Annotated in this window: 20 protein-coding genes; 10 read left to right on the top strand and 10 right to left on the bottom strand. The window is 56.6% G+C overall.

The genetic code is table 11. The features are described 5' to 3' along the window. Positions 1-20 precede the first annotated feature (20 nt). The 3 genes from trpB (at position 21) to MYY08_RS00290 (ending at position 2472) form a co-directional block, all read left to right on the top strand. Positions 21-1211 carry a tryptophan synthase subunit beta gene (gene trpB, locus MYY08_RS00300; RefSeq protein WP_190295912.1) on the top strand — a complete coding sequence of 397 codons (1191 nt, stop codon included), beginning with the start codon at positions 21-23 and terminating at the stop codon, positions 1209-1211. Then, a complete protein-coding gene (gene trpA / locus MYY08_RS00295; RefSeq protein WP_038625899.1) occupies positions 1211-2014 on the top strand; it encodes a tryptophan synthase subunit alpha in 804 nt (267 codons plus the stop codon). Before trpB ends, trpA begins: the two co-directional genes overlap by 1 nt. Positions 2015-2157: 143 nt before the next feature. Further along, entirely contained in the window at positions 2158-2472 is a 315-nt protein-coding gene (locus MYY08_RS00290) for a BON domain-containing protein (protein ID WP_038625897.1), read from the top strand. A 60-nt stretch (positions 2473-2532) separates the two neighbouring features. Here the strand turns inward: MYY08_RS00290 and ompW are convergent, their stop codons facing one another. Further along, positions 2533-3171, bottom strand: a complete 639-nt coding sequence (gene ompW / locus MYY08_RS00285; protein ID WP_288012461.1) for an outer membrane protein OmpW — start codon at positions 3169-3171, stop codon at positions 2533-2535. Positions 3172-3450: 279 nt separating this feature from the next. Here ompW and MYY08_RS00280 point away from each other — a divergent pair, with 279 nt between their 5' ends. The 4 genes from MYY08_RS00280 (at position 3451) to yciA (ending at position 5710) form a co-directional block, all read left to right on the top strand. Continuing rightward, positions 3451-3870 (top strand): YkgJ family cysteine cluster protein, encoded by a 420-nt coding sequence (locus MYY08_RS00280; RefSeq protein WP_084970563.1) that lies wholly within the window; start codon positions 3451-3453, stop codon positions 3868-3870. Between the two features lie 25 nt (positions 3871-3895). Further along, positions 3896-4633: a YciC family protein gene (locus MYY08_RS00275; protein ID WP_038625891.1), complete on the top strand. Its 738-nt coding sequence runs from the start codon at positions 3896-3898 to the stop codon at positions 4631-4633. Between the two features lie 64 nt (positions 4634-4697). Beyond that, positions 4698-5234 (top strand): septation protein A, encoded by a 537-nt coding sequence (locus MYY08_RS00270; protein WP_038625889.1) that lies wholly within the window; start codon positions 4698-4700, stop codon positions 5232-5234. A gap of 56 nt (positions 5235-5290) precedes the next feature. Next, positions 5291-5710, top strand: a complete 420-nt coding sequence (gene yciA / locus MYY08_RS00265; RefSeq protein ID WP_038625887.1) for an acyl-CoA thioester hydrolase YciA — start codon at positions 5291-5293, stop codon at positions 5708-5710. Between the two features lie 87 nt (positions 5711-5797). Here the strand turns inward: yciA and tonB are convergent, their stop codons facing one another. Continuing rightward, the gene (gene tonB / locus MYY08_RS00260; protein ID WP_038625885.1) at positions 5798-6532 is read right to left on the bottom strand and encodes a TonB system transport protein TonB; all 735 of its coding nucleotides are present in this window, start codon (positions 6530-6532) and stop codon (positions 5798-5800) included. A 208-nt stretch (positions 6533-6740) separates the two neighbouring features. Between tonB and MYY08_RS00255 the strand changes: the two genes are divergently transcribed. Beyond that, positions 6741-7037 carry a YciI family protein gene (locus MYY08_RS00255; RefSeq protein WP_038625883.1) on the top strand — a complete coding sequence of 99 codons (297 nt, stop codon included), beginning with the start codon at positions 6741-6743 and terminating at the stop codon, positions 7035-7037. A gap of 155 nt (positions 7038-7192) precedes the next feature. Here MYY08_RS00255 and MYY08_RS00250 read toward each other — a convergent pair whose 3' ends face one another. Next, the gene (locus MYY08_RS00250) at positions 7193-7549 is read right to left on the bottom strand and encodes an STY1065/STY2022 family phage-derived protein (RefSeq protein WP_038625881.1); all 357 of its coding nucleotides are present in this window, start codon (positions 7547-7549) and stop codon (positions 7193-7195) included. 88 nt (positions 7550-7637) lie between these two features. Beyond that, positions 7638-7811: a YciY family protein gene (locus MYY08_RS00245; protein ID WP_133052071.1), complete on the bottom strand. Its 174-nt coding sequence runs from the start codon at positions 7809-7811 to the stop codon at positions 7638-7640. Between the two features lie 154 nt (positions 7812-7965). Between MYY08_RS00245 and cls the strand changes: the two genes are divergently transcribed. Together cls and MYY08_RS00235 are read left to right on the top strand one after the other, a co-directional pair. Then, positions 7966-9426: a cardiolipin synthase gene (gene cls, locus MYY08_RS00240; protein ID WP_038625879.1), complete on the top strand. Its 1461-nt coding sequence runs from the start codon at positions 7966-7968 to the stop codon at positions 9424-9426. A 46-nt stretch (positions 9427-9472) separates the two neighbouring features. Further along, the gene (locus MYY08_RS00235) at positions 9473-9796 is read left to right on the top strand and encodes an HI1450 family dsDNA-mimic protein (RefSeq protein ID WP_038625878.1); all 324 of its coding nucleotides are present in this window, start codon (positions 9473-9475) and stop codon (positions 9794-9796) included. 55 nt (positions 9797-9851) lie between these two features. Here MYY08_RS00235 and oppF read toward each other — a convergent pair whose 3' ends face one another. The 6 genes from oppF to MYY08_RS00205 form a co-directional block, all read right to left on the bottom strand. Beyond that, positions 9852-10853: a murein tripeptide/oligopeptide ABC transporter ATP binding protein OppF gene (gene oppF / locus MYY08_RS00230; protein ID WP_038625876.1), complete on the bottom strand. Its 1002-nt coding sequence runs from the start codon at positions 10851-10853 to the stop codon at positions 9852-9854. Continuing rightward, positions 10850-11863 carry an ABC transporter ATP-binding protein gene (locus tag MYY08_RS00225; RefSeq protein ID WP_038625874.1) on the bottom strand — a complete coding sequence of 338 codons (1014 nt, stop codon included), beginning with the start codon at positions 11861-11863 and terminating at the stop codon, positions 10850-10852. The genes oppF and MYY08_RS00225 overlap by 4 nt, the downstream gene beginning before the upstream one ends. Before the next feature lie 11 nt (positions 11864-11874). Continuing rightward, positions 11875-12783 (bottom strand): oligopeptide ABC transporter permease OppC, encoded by a 909-nt coding sequence (gene oppC, locus MYY08_RS00220; RefSeq protein WP_038625872.1) that lies wholly within the window; start codon positions 12781-12783, stop codon positions 11875-11877. 14 nt (positions 12784-12797) lie between these two features. Then, positions 12798-13718, bottom strand: coding sequence for an oligopeptide ABC transporter permease OppB (gene oppB, locus MYY08_RS00215; protein ID WP_038625870.1), 921 nt, complete (start codon positions 13716-13718; stop codon positions 12798-12800). An 88-nt stretch (positions 13719-13806) separates the two neighbouring features. Then, positions 13807-15447 carry an oligopeptide ABC transporter substrate-binding protein OppA gene (gene oppA, locus MYY08_RS00210; RefSeq protein ID WP_288012449.1) on the bottom strand — a complete coding sequence of 547 codons (1641 nt, stop codon included), beginning with the start codon at positions 15445-15447 and terminating at the stop codon, positions 13807-13809. Between the two features lie 159 nt (positions 15448-15606). Continuing rightward, positions 15607-17235 carry an ABC transporter substrate-binding protein gene (locus MYY08_RS00205; RefSeq protein WP_288012447.1) on the bottom strand — a complete coding sequence of 543 codons (1629 nt, stop codon included), beginning with the start codon at positions 17233-17235 and terminating at the stop codon, positions 15607-15609. Between the last annotated feature and the right edge of the window lie 188 nt (positions 17236-17423).

The following is a 17423-nucleotide window of genomic DNA, read 5'->3' as shown; positions in this document are numbered from 1 at the left end:
CGCTTAAAAGGAAAAAGCACATGACATTACTGAACCCCTATTTCGGCGAATTTGGCGGCATGTATGTGCCGCAAATTCTGATGCCGGCGCTGCGCCAGCTGGAAGAAGCCTTCGTCAGCGCCCAGCGCGACGCGGAATTTCAGGCGCAGTTTCTCGACCTGCTGAAAAACTACGCCGGTCGTCCAACCGCATTGACCCTTTGCCGCAACCTGACCGAGGGCACAAAAACGCGCCTTTACCTGAAACGCGAAGATCTGCTGCACGGCGGCGCACATAAAACCAACCAGGTGCTTGGCCAGGCGCTGCTGGCGAAACGGATGGGCAAGACGGAGATTATCGCCGAGACCGGCGCCGGACAGCATGGCGTCGCCTCCGCCCTCGCCAGCGCGCTGCTGGGGCTGAAATGCCGTATCTATATGGGCGCGAAAGATGTCGAGCGCCAGTCGCCTAACGTGTTCCGCATGCGCCTGATGGGCGCGGAAGTGATCCCGGTGCACAGCGGCTCCGCCACGCTGAAGGACGCCTGCAACGAGGCGCTGCGCGACTGGTCCGGCAGCTATGAAAACGCGCACTATATGCTTGGCACCGCCGCCGGCCCGCATCCTTACCCCACTATCGTGCGCGAGTTCCAGCGCATGATCGGCGAAGAGACCAAAGCGCAGGTTCTGGAAGCGGAAGGACGCCTGCCGGACGCGGTGATTGCCTGCGTCGGCGGCGGCTCCAACGCCATCGGCATGTTCGCCGATTTTATCGATGAGAAAGATGTCGCGCTGATTGGCGTGGAGCCTGCGGGTCACGGTATTGAAACCGGCGAGCATGGCGCGCCGCTGAAGCATGGCCGCACGGGCATCTATTTCGGCATGAAGGCGCCGATGATGCAGACCGAAGACGGCCAGATCGAAGAATCCTACTCTATCTCCGCCGGGCTCGATTTCCCGTCGGTAGGCCCGCAACATGCCTATCTGAACAGCATCGGCCGCGCCGACTATGTTTCGATTACCGATAACGAAGCGCTCGACGCCTTTAAGCAGCTCTGCCGGGCGGAAGGCATTATTCCGGCGCTGGAATCTTCCCATGCGCTGGCGCACGCCATGAATATGATTAAGCAGAACCCGGATAAAGAGCAGCTGCTGGTCGTGAACCTTTCCGGGCGCGGCGACAAAGATATTTTCACCGTTCACGATATTCTGAAAGCGCAGGGAGAGATTTAATGGAACGTTATCAGCAGCTGTTTAAACGTCTGCAGGCGAACAAAGAAGGCGCGTTTGTTCCTTTCGTCACGTTGGGGGATCCGACGCCTGCGCTCTCCTTGCAGATTATCGATACGCTGGTGGAAGCGGGCGCCGATGCGCTGGAGCTGGGCATTCCCTTTTCCGATCCGCTGGCCGACGGCCCGACAATTCAGAACGCCACGCTGCGCGCCTTCGCCGCAGGCACCACCCCGGCGCACTGTTTTGAGATGCTGGCGACCATTCGTCAGAAATACCCGGATCTGCCCATCGGCCTGCTGATGTACGCCAACCTGGTATTTACAAACGGCGTGGATGCGTTTTATGCCCGCTGCGAGCAGGCTGGCGTCGATTCGGTGCTGGTGGCCGACGTGCCGGTCGAGGAGTCCGGTCCGTTCCGTCAGGCGGCGATGCGCCATAACGTCGCGCCGATTTTCATCTGTCCGCCCAACGCCGACGACGACCTGCTGCGCGCCATCGCCTCCTGGGGTCGCGGCTATATCTATCTGCTGTCGCGCGCGGGCGTGACCGGGGCGGAAAAGCGCGCCAGTCTGCCACTGAAGCACCTGGTGGATAAACTACGCGAATATAACGCCGCGCCTACGTTACAGGGCTTCGGCATTTCAGAACCGGCGCAGGTGAAAGAAGCGATCGCCGCTGGCGCTGACGGGGCCATCTCCGGTTCCGCCATTGTTAAAATCATCGAACAGCATCACGCAGAGCCGGAAATTATGCTGGCCGAGCTGAAGCGCTTTGTCAGCGGCCTGAAAGCGGCCACCCGCTAATCCCCGTGTGCCTTACGTTCAGTAAGGCACTCTTTATACACATCTTTTTCTGCGGCGGTTTGTATTTTTGCCGATCCTCAACCACACTTAGCTGGCCGTTAATCGCAGCGGCAACAGCTTTTTTCATGACAGGGAGCAGCAAGATGAAATTGATGAAATTTTTTAGCGGCGCTGTGGCGGCCGTCGCAGTCGCGGTAATGCTGAGCGCCTGCGCGCCGACCTCTAAACAGGAAGGCACCGGCGGCTATATTGACGACACCGTAGTGACCACCAAAGTCAAAGCGGAATTCCTGCGCGACGAGTCGCTGAAGGCGCGTGAAATTAACGTGGAAACCTTTAAAGGCCGGGTGCAGCTGAGCGGTTTCGTCTCCTCACCGCAGATGGCGAATCACGCAGTGGAAGTGACGCGCCGGGTGCCGGGCGTAAAATCGGTCGTTAACAATATGCAGATTAAGTAATTTCTCTTTTCAGGCCGCGACGCTGCGGCCTGAAAAACCTGCCGCCTGGCTGTCTGAGCCTCAGAAACGGTAGCCCAGACCGAAGAAAAAGACCCACGGATCGATACGCGTATCAATATTCTGCTGCTTACCGTTGGCTTTGAATTTAACTTCGGTATCGATATCCATATACCAGACCGACATATTCAGCATCCAGTTTTGATCCAGCTCGTAATCCAGCCCTACCTGACCCGCTAATCCCCAGGAATCTTTTACACTGAGATCGCTCAGACCCGCATCACGTCCCGTCTGGTTAAAGTCGGTATCGTAAAAGGTGGTGTAGTTAATACCGGCGCCAACATAGGGACGCAGCTTGCTGTTGCTGTCGAAAAAGTAGTACTGCGCCATCAGCGTCGGCGGCAGCTGGCGCACGGTCGCCAGCGTACCGGTGGCGGCCAGCCCAACCTTATGGCGAAACGGCGTGGCCGCCAGCAACTCGACGCCGATATTGTCTGTCGCCATCCAGGTAAACGTCAGACCCAGCTGCGTATTGTTGTTAACGTCGAACGATCCCATTCCCAGCACATTGTCTGAACCTTCGGTGGGCCTTACGGTAGCGCTGCCCGCACGCATAAAAAAATCACCCGCCTGATGCGCGCTGGCCATTGCCGGAACGGCTGTCAAAAATGCCAATGCCAATGCCAATGCTGCCCTTTTCATACCTGCTCCTTGTGTCATTAAAAGGGGGGTTACCCACTACCTGGTTAGAGGTACCCCAAATGTTCCAGGGCTTTTTACAACGAAAAAACATAAAAATCATCCAGATCAATTTGGTTAACCTGATTAACAAACCGACAATTGATTTGAATCAAAAAACACAGCGCTCACACAAGGTCGTCACGTTTTTGAAATAGCCATTGCAGTAAATTCGCCAACGGATTATTTTGCTGATCTTCCTGTGTGATTTTGGTTCGATGCCTCGGAGGGGCGGGCGATCAAATGAGCGATAATTTTAATCCTTGTGTGTCCTGTGGCGCCTGCTGCGCCCACTTTCGCGTTTCCTTTTACTGGGCCGAGGCCGATGACGCCGGCGGCCAGGTACCCGTCGGGCTGACCGAGCCGCTAAACCTGCTGATGCGCAATATGCGCGGCACCAACGCGCGCGCGCCGCGCTGCGTTGCGTTACAGGGCGAGATCGGCGAATGTGTCTCCTGCGGCATCTATGAACAGCGTCCCACGCCCTGCCGCGAGTTCGCTATGTCCGGCGAAAACGGCGTGGAGAACGAGGCGTGCGACCGCGCGCGCGCGAAATATGGTCTGCCGCCGCTGTTTTCTTCTTCCCTGCCGTCGATTACGGAAAGTTATGTAAGTCTGGGTGCCAGTTCGCCGCCAGACCATGTACAATCGCCGGATCTGTAATCCGGTTATTATCAAAGGAGTGTACATGTCCATCACGGCGGGCTCGCTATACCGTGACACGGGAAATTTTTTGCGCCATCAGCTGGCGACCATTGTGCTGATTGCGCTACTGACGTCATTTATTACGGTGATGATTGGCCATGCGCTGACCCCTGACGCCGATCAGCTTTCCATACTGAGCGAAGGCGACAGCGGCGGCGCCAGTTCGTTGATTGAAGTAATTCAGACAATGACGCCGGAACAGCAGCAGGTACTGCTGCGCGCTTCCGCTGCTGGCACCTTCGCATCGCTGGTGGGTAACACGCTGCTGCTCGGCGCAATGCTTTGCCTGATCCCGCTGGTGTCGGCTGGGCAGCGCATCAGCGCGCTGCGCGCAATCGGCGCTTCCGCCCCGCTCTTGCCGCGTCTGCTGCTGTTAACCTTCCTGATGACGCTGCTGGTGCAGCTGGGCTTTATGGTGCTGGTGATCCCAGGCGTGATGCTGGGCATCCTGCTCTCGCTGGCGCCGGTGGTGCTGGCGGTCGAGAAGACCGGCGTGATCGCCGCGATGCGCGCCAGCTTCCGTCTCGCCTGGGCGAATCTGAAACTGATCGCGCCGGCGGTAGTCGTCTGGCTGCTGGCTAAACTGCTGCTCCTGCTGTTGGCCTCTTCTTTTACCGTATTGCCCGCTAACGTCGCTTCGGTTCTGCTCAATGCGCTAAGCAACCTGGTGTCGGCGGTACTGGTGATCTACTTGTTCCGCCTGTATATGCTGGCACGATAAGACCTGACGGCATACTTCGGTATGCCGTTATGTTTTTCTTCTCAGGCACGATCTGGAATTCACAATGAAGCAACTACTCGACTTTCTTCCCCTGGTGGTCTTTTTTATTTTCTATAAGCTGTACGATATTTATATCGCCTCCGGCGCGCTGATTGCCGCCACCGGCCTGGCGCTGGTGGCCAGCTGGGTGCTCTACCGCAAGCTGGAGAAAATGACCATCTTTACCTTTGTGCTGGTGGCGGTTTTCGGCACCCTGACGCTGGTTTTCCATAATGATGAATTTATCAAATGGAAGGTCACGGTGATCTATACGCTGTTCGCCGTCGCCCTGCTTTTTAGCCAGTTCTTTATGGAGAAACCGCTGATTCAAAGCATGCTGGGCAAGGAGCTGCAGCTGCCGCAGCACGCCTGGCGCAAACTCAATATCGCCTGGGCGCTGTTTTTCCTCGCCTGCGGTCTGGCGAACATCTATGTCGCCTTCTGGATGCCTCAGGCATTTTGGGTGAACTTTAAGGTGTTCGGCCTGACCGGTCTGACGCTGCTGTTTACGCTGCTGAGCGGCGTTTATATTTATCGTCTGATGCCGCAGGATCAGAAATAACGCTTTCCCCGGCGGCGCGCCTGCCGGGTTTTCCCGTTCATACAGAAGATCATGCAATGGATAATAATCGCAAGCCGCAAGGCGAAATGGTGTTACGCACGCTGGCGATGCCGGCAGATACCAATGCCAACGGAGATATTTTTGGCGGCTGGCTGATGTCGCAAATGGACATCGGCGGGGCGATTCTCGCTAAAGAAATCGCGGAAGGACGCGTCGTCACCGTGCGCGTCGATGGCATGACATTTCTTAAGCCGGTGGCGGTGGGCGACGTGGTAAGCTGCCATGCACGCTGTATTCGTACCGGCAGCAGTTCGATGACCATTAATGTCGAAGTGTGGATTAAGAAGGTTTCATCCGAGCCGTTGGGCCAGCGCTACTGTACGACGGAAGCGATTTTCGTTTACGTGGCGGTGGATGAACAAGGTAAATCCCGTCCCTTGCCTGCCGATAAAAGCCACTATCAGGCGCCGGAATAATAACCGCGCGTTAACGGCGGCACAGATACAGAACAGCGCGGCTGCCTTTACCGGCGGCCGCGCTGCTATGAGCGGTTGGCGGTGACGTTATTCGAGGCTGGAGCCGCCGTTGATGCGGAAAACGATGGTCATCGTCAGGTTACTGCCCGGTTTACCACTCTCGTAGCGCCACTTTCTCATCGCCTGTTTCACGTCGCGCTCAAACATATTGCGCGGCTCGGCGGAGAGAATGCGAATATTGTCCACGCGTCCGGCGCTGTCGACATCATACTGCACGCGCACCCGTCCCTCGATACGCAGCGCAAAGGCGCGCGCCGGATAGGCGGGCTTGCTGACGGTCAACGCGCGCGGCCCGGTCGAGATTGACTGCGAAGGCGCGGATGAGGCCTTCGGCGCGGTGGCCGGCCGGGTGGCGGCGCTTTTCGGCGCGTCATTTTCAAACGGCGAAGCGTGACGCGGCTCCGTCTGCGGCTTCACTTCTTTACGCGGCTTCACCACCTCTTTCTTCACCGGCTTCGGTTTAGGCTTCGGCTTGGGCTGCGGTTTAGGGATCGGCACCGGCTCCGGCTTCGGCGGCTCAGGGGCCGGCTGCGGTTCAGGTTCAGGCTGCGGTTCAGGCGCTGGCTGCGGCGCGGGTTGTGGCGCGGGCTGGACTTCCGGCGCCACCAGCGAAACGCTGATGGGCTGTGATGTTTTCGGCGCTTCAATTACCTGATGAAACGAAGCATACAGCAATGCGGCGATCACGCTGCCGTGCAGCGCCACTGAAAGCAACACGGGTATCGATAAGCGGCGGGGTAAAGGAGTCGTCAGCGTCGTCATAACTTTTCGGTCAGTTAAGTGAAGCGCCAATTTTAAATGCAAATAGCAATCAGTTTCAACAACTCACCCAGGGCGGGCGGCAGAAAAAAGCGTAAAACGCGGGTTCGTTGCGACAGGTCAACAACGCATTATCTTTTCATTTGCACAAAACTTTACGATAACTTAACGTAACTGCCAAATTGACCCGCCCCCTACAGGAGTAACTATCGTGCTGTATGTCATTTATGCTGAAGACAATGCCGATTCGCTGGAAAAGCGTAACGCTGTGCGTCCGGCTCACCTTGCTCGTCTGCAGCTGCTGCAAGATGAGGGCCGTTTGATTGTGGCAGGCCCGATGCCTGCCGTTGACAGCAACGACCCTGGCGCGGCTGGCTTTACCGGTTCGACGGTGATCGCGGAGTTCCCTTCTCTGGAAGCGGCCCAGTCCTGGGCTGAGGATGATCCCTATATCGCCGCTGGCGTCTATAAGCAGGTCGCCGTGAAGCCGTTTAAACGCGTATTTTGATTGTCGCGACAATAAATAAAGCGGATTCAGGCCAGCGGGAGAACAGCCAAATGGCCTGTTTTCCGTTGGCTTTGCTCCTGCGAAGCCCCTGTCAGAAAGCAGAGCCGTAGCCACTATAAGTCGTTGCCTGAGCAGATCGTGCGATGCAGGCTGGCTTAATTCATTTTTTCACAGTCGTAGAGGCCGTGAATACGGATCTGATGCTGACTGGTACGCACAACGTCAACATCAAGCGTCGCCCTGCCGTCCTTATTCACATACTTCATGCTGTAGTTGCCCTGAAATTTCGTGGCCGGCACGATCCATTTCATCTGTACATTGTTATAGTCACCCTTCTGCTGCAAAAAAGTGACCTTCTGGCTGAGCGGTTTTACGCCGTTGATTTTCGTCCATCCTGCCGGGGAAGGAATATCGCCAATCTGAAACGGGCCGCAATGGGAGTCGGCCGCAGAGATGAGCGGCGCTGAGGCCATCAACGCGGCAACGGCGGCCAGAATGAATTTCATGTTCATCACGCATACCTTGTGTGGCGCTGTCTTAATCTGATAAAGCGGCAGTGCAGGTGTAGCGATGCGCCCTGCCGCGATCGACACAAAATGCTTACCAAAACTGATTGATGAATAACACTGAACGGCGCTGCTGCTGCGCCAGCTGATGACGGAAGGCGTGAATACGCCGGTAGCGACGCGACTGCCCTTCCAGCCAGCGCGCCCGCTTGCGTTGGGCCTGGCGCAACATGCGCCAGCGAGCAACTTCGTTTTTGCTGCGCTTCATAATACATACCTGATTGCATAACAACGCGCCGCATTATAGATCCTTTTATAACGGACAACATCCTTCTCTGCCGCCCGTTGCCGACAAAGGGTTTCGCAGGGGAGGATCTCCACGTACACTTCCTGCATCAAAGCGCGAACAGGATTTCCACTTAATGACCACATTTTATACGCTAATCAGCTGGCTGTTATTTTTTGGATACTGGTTACTGATCGCTGGCGTAACGCTACGGATTCTGATGAAGCGCCGCGCGGTCACCTCGGCGATGGCGTGGCTGTTGATTATCTACATCCTGCCGTTGGTCGGCATCGTCGCCTACCTCTCTTTCGGCGAACTCTACCTTGGGAAACGACGGGCCGAGCGCGCGCGCACCATGTGGCCTTCCACCGCCAAGTGGCTTAATGATTTAAAAAGTTGCAGCTCGATTTTCGCCACCGAACACAGCGATGTGGCGCGTTCGTTGTTTCAACTGTGCGAAAACCGTCAGGGGATCGCTGGCGTAAAAGGCAACCAGCTCCAGCTGCTTACCAGTACCGATGACACGATGAAAGCGCTGATTCGTGATATTCAGCTGGCGCGTCACAATATCGAGATGGTGTTCTATATCTGGCATCCGGGCGGCCTGGCTGACGAGGTAGCGGAATCGCTGATGGCGGCGGCGCGGCGCGGCGTGCATTGTCGCCTGATGCTGGACTCCGCTGGCAGCGTCACCTTTTTCCGCAGCCAGTGGCCGGCGATGATGCGTAATGCCGGCATCGACGTGGTAGAGGCGCTCCAGGTCAGCCTGCTGCGTGTCTTCCTGCGCCGTATGGATCTGCGTCAGCATCGCAAAGTGGTGTTGATTGATAACTATATCGCCTATACCGGCAGCATGAACCTGGTCGATCCGCGCTACTTTAAGCAGGACGCTGGCGTCGGCCAGTGGATCGATTTGATGGCGCGCATGGAGGGGCCGGTCGCCACCACCATGGGCATTATCTACTCCTGCGACTGGGAGATAGAGACCGGCAAACGTATTCTGCCGCCGCCGCCCGACACCAATATTATGCCGTTCGAGCAGGAGAGCGGACATATTATTCAGGTGATCGCCTCCGGCCCCGGCTTCCCGGAGGATATGATCCATCAGGCCCTGCTGACCGCCGTTTATTCGGCGCGCGAGCAGCTGATCATGACCACCCCCTACTTTGTGCCCAGCGACGACCTGCTGCACGCCATCTGCACCGCCGCGCTGCGCGGCGTGGAGGTGAGCATTATCGTGCCGCGACATAATGATTCGTTGCTGGTGGGCTGGGCAAGCCGCGCATTTTTTACCGAGCTGCTGGAAGCGGGCGTGAAAATCTATCAGTTCGAAGGTGGCCTGCTGCATACCAAAAGCGTACTGGTCGACGGTCAGCTTAGCCTGATTGGCACGGTAAACCTTGATATGCGCAGCCTGTGGCTGAATTTTGAAATTACTCTGGTGATCGACGACGACGGATTCGGCAGTGATTTGGCACACGTGCAGGACGACTATATCGCGCGTTCCCGCCTGGTCGATGCCAGACGCTGGGCCCGCCGCGCCTGGTGGCAGCGGATCGTTGAACGACTGTTTTACTTCTTCAGTCCGTTGCTGTAAAACGTGCGGAAAATGCTATTACGCCTGCGGGCATACAGGACAGATTATGGACTTAAATAACCGTCTTACCGAAGATGAAACGCTGGAACAGGCTTACGATATTTTTCTGGAGCTGGCGGGAGACAATCTCGATCCGGCCGATATCATTCTGTTTAATCTACAGTTTGAGGAGCGCGGCGGCGCCGAGTTGTTCGATCCCTCAGAAGACTGGCAGGAACATGTCGATTTCGATCTGAACCCGGACTTTTTCTCGGAAGTGGTGATTGGGCTGGGCGAAGCGGAAGGCGAGCCGGTAACCGATGTGTTCGCGCGCGTGCTGCTCTGCCGTGAGAAAGATCATAAGCTGTGCCATATCCTGTGGCGCGAATAAGCCCGACAGCGTCCTAACCGTAAAACGGCTGCCCCAGGCAGCCGTTTTTTTCTGATTACAGCGGATCGACCTTCAGGCAGGAAACCGCATGGCGGAAACTGCCCTCCAGCAGCGGACGCGTTTTTGCGCACTCCGGCCCGGCGATCGGGCAGCGGGTACGGAACACGCAGCCCGATGGCGGATTGATCGGCGATGGCAGCTCCCCTTCCAGCAGCTGAATTTGCTTATTCTTTTCGCGGTCGGGATCGGGGATCGGCACGGCGGACATCAGCGCGCGGGTATAGGGATGCTGCGGATTGTTGTAGACCTCGCTATAGGTGCCCAGTTCGACCGCATGACCCAGATACATCACCAGCACGCGATCGGAGATATGCTTCACTACCGCCAGATCGTGCGCGATGAAAATCAGCGACAGCCCCATCTCACGTTGCAGCTGTTGCAGCAAATTCACTACCTGCGCCTGAATCGAAACATCCAGCGCGGAGACCGGTTCATCGCAGATAATTAGCTTCGGCTCCAGAATCAGCGCGCGCGCGATGCCGATGCGCTGGCACTGACCGCCGGAGAACTCATGCGGATAGCGGTTAATCAGGTTCGGCAGCAGCCCCACCTTCATCATCATCGCCTTAACGCGATCTTTTACTTCCTGACGCGGCATTGCGGGATGATAGGTGCGCAGCGGCTCGGCAATAATATCGCCGATGGTCATGCGCGGGTTCAGCGACGCCAGCGGATCCTGAAAAATCATCTGAATATCGCTGCGCGCCTGGCGCCATTCCGCCTCGCTCTGGCCGAGCAAATCACGCCCCAGCCAGGCGACGCGCCCTTCGGTCGCCTTGACCAGACCGATAATAGCGCGCGCCAGCGTCGACTTGCCGCAGCCCGATTCGCCGACCACGCCAAGCGTTTCCCCTTCATACAGACGCAGGCTGACGCCATCAACCGCTTTCAGAGTCTTAGGCGGCTGCCAGAACCACTGCTTGCCGTCTTTAATATCGAAATGCACTTTCAGATCGGCGATTTCAAGCAGAACTTTTTTCTCAGCTACGGCGCTCATACTAATTCCTCCACCGGCTTAAAGCAGGCGCGCAGACGGCCTTCGCCAAAGGCTTCCAGCGGCGGCGCGTTGGCGCAGATTTCCATCGCATAAGGACAGCGCGGCTGGAACGGACAGCCGCCCGGCAGACGCAACAGGTTGGGCGGGTTGCCCGGAATGGTCATCAGCGTCTCGCCATCGGTATCAAGACGCGGCACCGCGCTAAGCAGCCCCAGCGAGTAAGGATGCGCCGGATGATAAAAGACATCGCGCGCTTTGCCATATTCCATGGTGCGGCCGGCGTACATCACCAGCACCTTGTCGCAGATCCCCGCCACCACACCCAGATCGTGAGTGATCATAATAATGGCAGTATTGAATTCGCGCTTCAGATCGTTAAGCAACGTCATGATTTGCGCCTGCACCGTCACGTCGAGCGCAGTGGTCGGCTCATCGGCGATCAGCAGCTTCGGCCTGCAGAGCAGCGCCATGGCGATCATCACGCGCTGGCGCATGCCGCCGGAAAATTCATGGGGGTACATTTTCATGCGTTTGCGCGCTTCCGGCATTTTCACCGCATCAAGCATGCGCACCGCCTCTTCAAACGCCTGCGCTTTGCTCATCCCCTTATGCAGCTGTAATACTTCTATCAGCTGATCGCCGACGCGCAGATAGGGATTCAGCGAGGTCATCGGGTCCTGGAAAATCATCGCCACCTGTTCGGCGCGCAGCTGATTGAGCTGCTTTTCCGGCAGGTTGAGGATTTCGCGGCCGTTGAAGCGCGCCGATCCTTCAATGTGTCCGTTGCTGGCGAGCAAGCCCATCAGCGCGAACGCGGTTTGTGATTTGCCGGAGCCGGACTCGCCGACAATGCCCAGCGTCTCGCCCGCGCGCAGGCTGAAGTTAAGGTTGTTGACCGCCGTCACAGCGCCATCCGGCGTGGAGAAGGTTACGCGCAGATCCTTTACGTCGAGCAGTAAGTCGCTTCCCGCGCTTTTCGCCATCGCTGGCTGAACTTCAATCGTACTCATCGGGAAACTCCTTAACGATCTTTCGGGTCGAGGGCATCACGCAGGCCGTCGCCGATAAAGTTGAAACAGAACAGGGTCACAACCAGGAAGCCAGCCGGCCAGAGCAGCAGCCAGGGCGAAACCTCCATTGAGTTGGCGCCGTCGCTGAGCAATGCGCCCCAACTGCTGAGCGGCTCCTGGGTGCCGAGACCGAGGAAGCTGAGGAAAGATTCAAACAGAATCATTCCCGGCACCAGCAGCGAGGCGTAAACCACCACTACGCCCAGCACGTTCGGCACGATATGCCGCAGCACGATATTCAGCGTGGAGACGCCGCCGACCTGCGCCGCCTCGATATACTCTTTACGCTTCAGGCTCAGCGTCTGGCCACGCACGATACGCGCCATATCCAGCCACGATACCATGCCGATGGCGATAAAGATCAGCAGGATATTTTGACCAAAAAAGGTCACCAGCAGGATAACGAAGAACATAAACGGAAAGGAGTTGAGGATCTCCAGCAGACGCATCATCACCGAGTCGGTTTTGCCGCCCAGATAGCCTGCCAGCGTGCCGTACAGCGTACCCACCACTACCGCCACCAGCGCGGCGGCGATGCCGACCATCAGCGAGATACGCCCGCCGATCGCCACGCGCACCAGCAGATCGCGGCCTGATGAGTCGGTGCCGAAATAGTGGCCGGAGGCCATATCCGGCGCGGCGGACATCATCGCCCAGTCGGTATCGTCGTAGGCGAAAGGCGACATCCAGGGCGCAACGATCACGAACAGCGCGATTAGCAGCAGAATAAACAGGCTGACCAACGCTGCGCGGTTATGTATAAAACGACGGCGTGCGTCCTGCCATAAACTGCGCCCTTCCACTTCCAGCTTTTCACTGAACGTATCAAGAGCTTCGCTATTTTTCTTACTCAATAACATGGCGAGCCCCGGTATTAATAACGAATCTTCGGATCGATAACGGCATAGAGCACGTCAACGATGGCGTTAAATAAAATGGTCAGCGTGCCGACCAGGATTGTCAGGCTCAGCACCAGCGAATAGTCGCGGTTAAGCGCGCCGTTGACGAACAGCTGGCCAATGCCGGGCAGTCCGTAAATGGTCTCGATAACCATCGAGCCGGTAATAATGCCGACAAAAGCGGGACCGAGATAAGAAAGCACCGGCAGCAGCGCAGGCTTTAACGCATGACGCAGCACGATGCGGCGCATCGGCAATCCTTTCGCACGCGCGGTGCGGATAAAGTTGGAGTGCATCACCTCAATCATCGAGCCGCGCGTAATACGCGCGATGCTGGCGATATAGGCGAGCGACAGCGCCACCATCGGCAGAATCATAAATTTCAGCGCCCCACCGTTCCAGCCGCCGCCGGGCAGCCATTTCAACGTAATAGAGAAAATTAATACCAGCAGCGGCGCCACCACAAAGCTGGGAATCACCACGCCGGTCATCGCCACGCTCATGACCGCATAGTCCCATTTGCTGTTTTGCTTTAAGGCCGCGATAACGCCCGCCGTCACGCCCAGCACCACAGCGAAAATAAAGGCGGCCGCGCCCAGTTTCGCCGACACCGGGAATGAACCGGCGACCAGATCGTTAACGGTATAATCCTTATATTTAAACGAGGGGCCGAAATCGCCGTGCGCCAGCTGGACGAGATAATCGACGTATTGTTTCCACATCGGATCGTTTAAATGATATTTCGCTTCGATATTGGCCATCACTTCCGGCGTTAAGGCGCGCTCCCCGGTAAATGGACTGCCGGGCGCGAGGCGCATCATAAAGAAAGAGATGGTGACCAGAATAAAGAGCGTCGGGATGGCTTCAAGAAAGCGACGCAGAATGAACTTTAACATTGCCCGTACCCAATAACATTGGCTTCAGCCCGAAGACCGAAGCCATTTTGCTGACAAAGGGCGACATTACGCCGCCCGGAATCCTGCATTAATGTTTGATGATATAGAGATCTTTATCGTGTGAATTGTCCAGCGGATCTTTACCGGTATAACCGCCGACGTAAGGTTTCACCAGACGCAGGTTTTTGTAGTAGTAGATCGGCACAATAACCGAATCTTCATCCAGCTGCTTCTCCGCCTCGCCATACAGCTTATTGCGCGTCACGTCGTCCTTCGCGCTCAGCGCCTGGGCCAGCAGCTTATCGAACTGCTCGCTCTTATAGTGCGAGGTGTTGTTGCTGCTGTCGGAAAGCATGGTGTTCAGGAAGCTGGTCGGTTCGTTATAGTCGGCACACCAGGCGGCGCGCGCCACATCGAAATTGCCCTGATGACGCGTGTCGAGGAAGGTCTTCCACTCCTGATTTTGCAGCTTCACGTCGACGCCCAGGTTCTTTTTCCAGATGGAGGCGGCGGCGATCGCCAGCTTTTTATGCAGGTCGGAGGTGTTGTAAAGCAGACTGAACGACAGCGGCTTGTCCGGGCCGTAACCCGCTTCCGTCAGCAGCTTTTTCGCTTCTTCGTTGCGCTGCTGCTGCGTCCAGGTGATCCATTCCGGTTTTTCCAACGTCAAACCTTCGGTAAACGGCGGCGTGTAGCTCCACGCGGGATCTTCGCCCTGCGCCTTCACTTTATTGACAATAATATCGCGGTCGATGCCCAGCTTCAGCGCGGTGCGCACGCGTACATCGTTAAACGGCGGCTTCTGGTTATTGATTTCGTAATAGTAGGTGCAGAGATACGGGTCGGCGTGGATCTCCTGCGGGATCTCTTTTTTCAGTTTCTGATAAAGCTCAATCGGCAGGTAGTTATAGGTCATGTCGCTGCCGCCGCTGCGATAGCGGTTGGTATCCGTTACTTCTGACGAGATCGGCAGGAAAGTCACTTTATTCAACACGGTGTGCGCGTTGTCCCAGTATTGCGGATTACGCTCCAGCACCAGACGCTCGTTGATCACCCACTCTTTCACCTTAAAGGCGCCGTTGCCGACAAAGTTTTCCGGCTGCGTCCACTTATCGCCGAATTTTTCCACGACCGGGCGGTAAACCGGGGACATGGAGTGGTGAATCGCTAACTTAATAAAATAGGGCACCGCTTCGCTCAGGGTGACTTCCAGCGTATGATCGTCGGTCGCCTTCACGCCCAGCGTATCCGGCGCTTTTTTACCGGCAATAATATCATCCACATTCAGCAAATGGCCGTACTGCAAATAGCTGGCGTAAGGCGATGCGGTTTTCGGGTTAGCCAGGCGCTGCCAGCTGTAAACGAAATCCTGCGCCGTTACCGGCTCGCCGTTTGACCATTTCGCATCTTTACGCAGGTGGAAAATCCACACCTTGCCGCCCTCTTTGCTTTCCCAGCTTTCCGCCACGCCCGGCTGAATTTTGCCGTCGGCGTCGTTGATTACCAGGCCTTCATAGAGGTCGCGACTGACGTACGCTTCAGGCACCCCTTCCACTTTATGCGGGTCGAGCGACTGCAGCTCCGCGCCGTTTCCTCGGGTCAGCTCCTGTTTGTCCGCCAGCTGCACGCCCGCCGGCACGTTAGCCGCCAGCGCATGCGTTGCGGTCATCGCGCTCAGCGCGGCCATAATGCCCAGTGCAGCCAGGCTTTTCTTTGTGATGTTGGTCATGTTTACTCCAGTTTTTTTATAATAACCACGGCGTCTGCCTGTGGCTTCCCCCGCTGTACGGGCAACCTGTCGCGGTCTTCGGAACCTGAAGCCGGACAGGGTCTGCTCCCTGTTTCAGAGCTGTCATCTTCTGGCGCCCGGTCTACGCCGGGCGGTAAGTTAATGTTTGATAATGTAGTAGTGCTTAATGTCCTGCCGGTCCTGCGGATCATGGCCGGTATAACCGCCGACCCAGGGTTTGACCAGCCGCACGCTAACGCGGTAATAGACCGGCACCAGCGCTGAATCCTTATCCAGCTGCGCCTCCGCCTGCTGGTAAAGCGCTGCGCGCTGCTTCGCGTCGGCGGCGTTAAGGGACTGGGCGATCAACGCATCAAACGCCGGGCTGCGATAAAAACCCGTATTGGTGGAAGCGTCGCTGAGCATCATATTGAGGAAGGTAGATGGCTCGTTATAGTCGGCACACCAGGTAGCGCGCGCGACGTCGTAATTGCCTTCATGCCGGGTATTCAGCATGGTTTTCCATTCCTGATTTTGCAGCGTGACGTTAGCGCCAAGGTTCTTTTTCCACATCGACGCGGCGGCGATCGCCTGCTTTTTATTCTGATCGGAGGTGTTATAGAGCAGCGTAAAGGAGAGCGGCTTTTGTTCGCCGTAGCCCGCCTGCGCCAGTAGCTGCTTCGCCTGCGCGTTGCGTTCCGCCTGCGTCAGCCGAAACCAGGCCGGAGCGCTGAAATGGCCGCCGTCGATATAGGGAGGCGTGAGGCTGAAGGCGGGGATCTGTCCCTGCCCCATCACTTTCTCCGCAATGATCTGGCGATCGAGCGTGAGCTTTACCGCGGCGCGCACGCGCGCATCGTTAAACGGCGCGCGCTGGTTATTCAGCTCGTAATAGAAGGTGCAGAGATAGGGGCTGACGCGCACCTGAGATCCCAGATCTTTCTTCAGCATCGGAAACAGCTCTGGCGAAATAGCGCTGTTGGTAATATCGACGCCGCCGCTGCGGTAGCGATTGACGTCGCTGGTTTCCGAGCTGATGGGCAAGAAAGTTACCGTTTCAATAACCGTATGCGCATTATCCCAGTATTGTGGGTTGCGCTTCAGCGTGATCTTCTCATTCACTACCCAGTTGTTCAGGATAAAGGCGCCGTTGCCGACGTAATGCTCCGGCCGCGTCCATTTATCGCCCCACTGCTCTATCGTCGGACGATAAACCGGCTTCAGCGCGGTATGGGCCAGCATGGCGGTAAACCAGGGTACCGGCTGGCTGAGCGTCACCTGGAAACGGCGGGCATCCAGCGCCTTTACGCCCAACGCCGCAGGCGGCAAACGTCCGGCAATAACCTCATCCACGTTGGCGATATGCGCATATTGCAGATAGCTGGCGTAAGGGGATGCTGTTTTCGGATCGGCAAGCCGCTGCCAGCTGTAGACAAAATCCTGCGCCGTCACCGGCTCGCCATTGCTCCAGCGCGCCTCAGGACGCAGAGTAAAAGTCCAGACGTTCTGCTGCCGATCCCACGACTGAGCCACGCCTGGCACCAGTTGCCCTGCGCTATCGGTCGTTATCAGCCCTTCCAGCAAATTGGTAATAACGTCACTTTCCGGTACCCCTTCGGTTTTATGCGGATCGAGCGAGGCGACCTCGGTTCCATTATTAATGGTAATCGATTGATCCTGCGCCAGCTGCGTACCCGGCGGTATGCTGGCTGCCTGCGCATTGCATAACGAAGCAAAAACGATCGCCGTTGCCAGACTGCCACAGCGCTTAAGCTTAACTGTTGTCATTAATACCTTTGCTCTTGGAGCGTCACCGTGCAGGCTGTTAAGCAAAATCCGTTCTCACTTTACCGGGCTCGGAAAAAAATCTTTTACCGGAAATTAACAGATGTCTTTTTTTTGCGCCAAACACAAATATGAAAAATGTTAGCTGTTTCTCTTTTATCATGTTCATTCAGAAGCTGAAAGCGTTATTT

This window comes from Mixta sp., from assembly GCF_024610815.1.
GTDB lineage: Bacteria > Pseudomonadota > Gammaproteobacteria > Enterobacterales > Enterobacteriaceae > Mixta > Mixta calida.
Note: the sequence above shows the minus strand (reverse complement) of the source record. Positions and strands in the feature narration are given on the sequence as shown.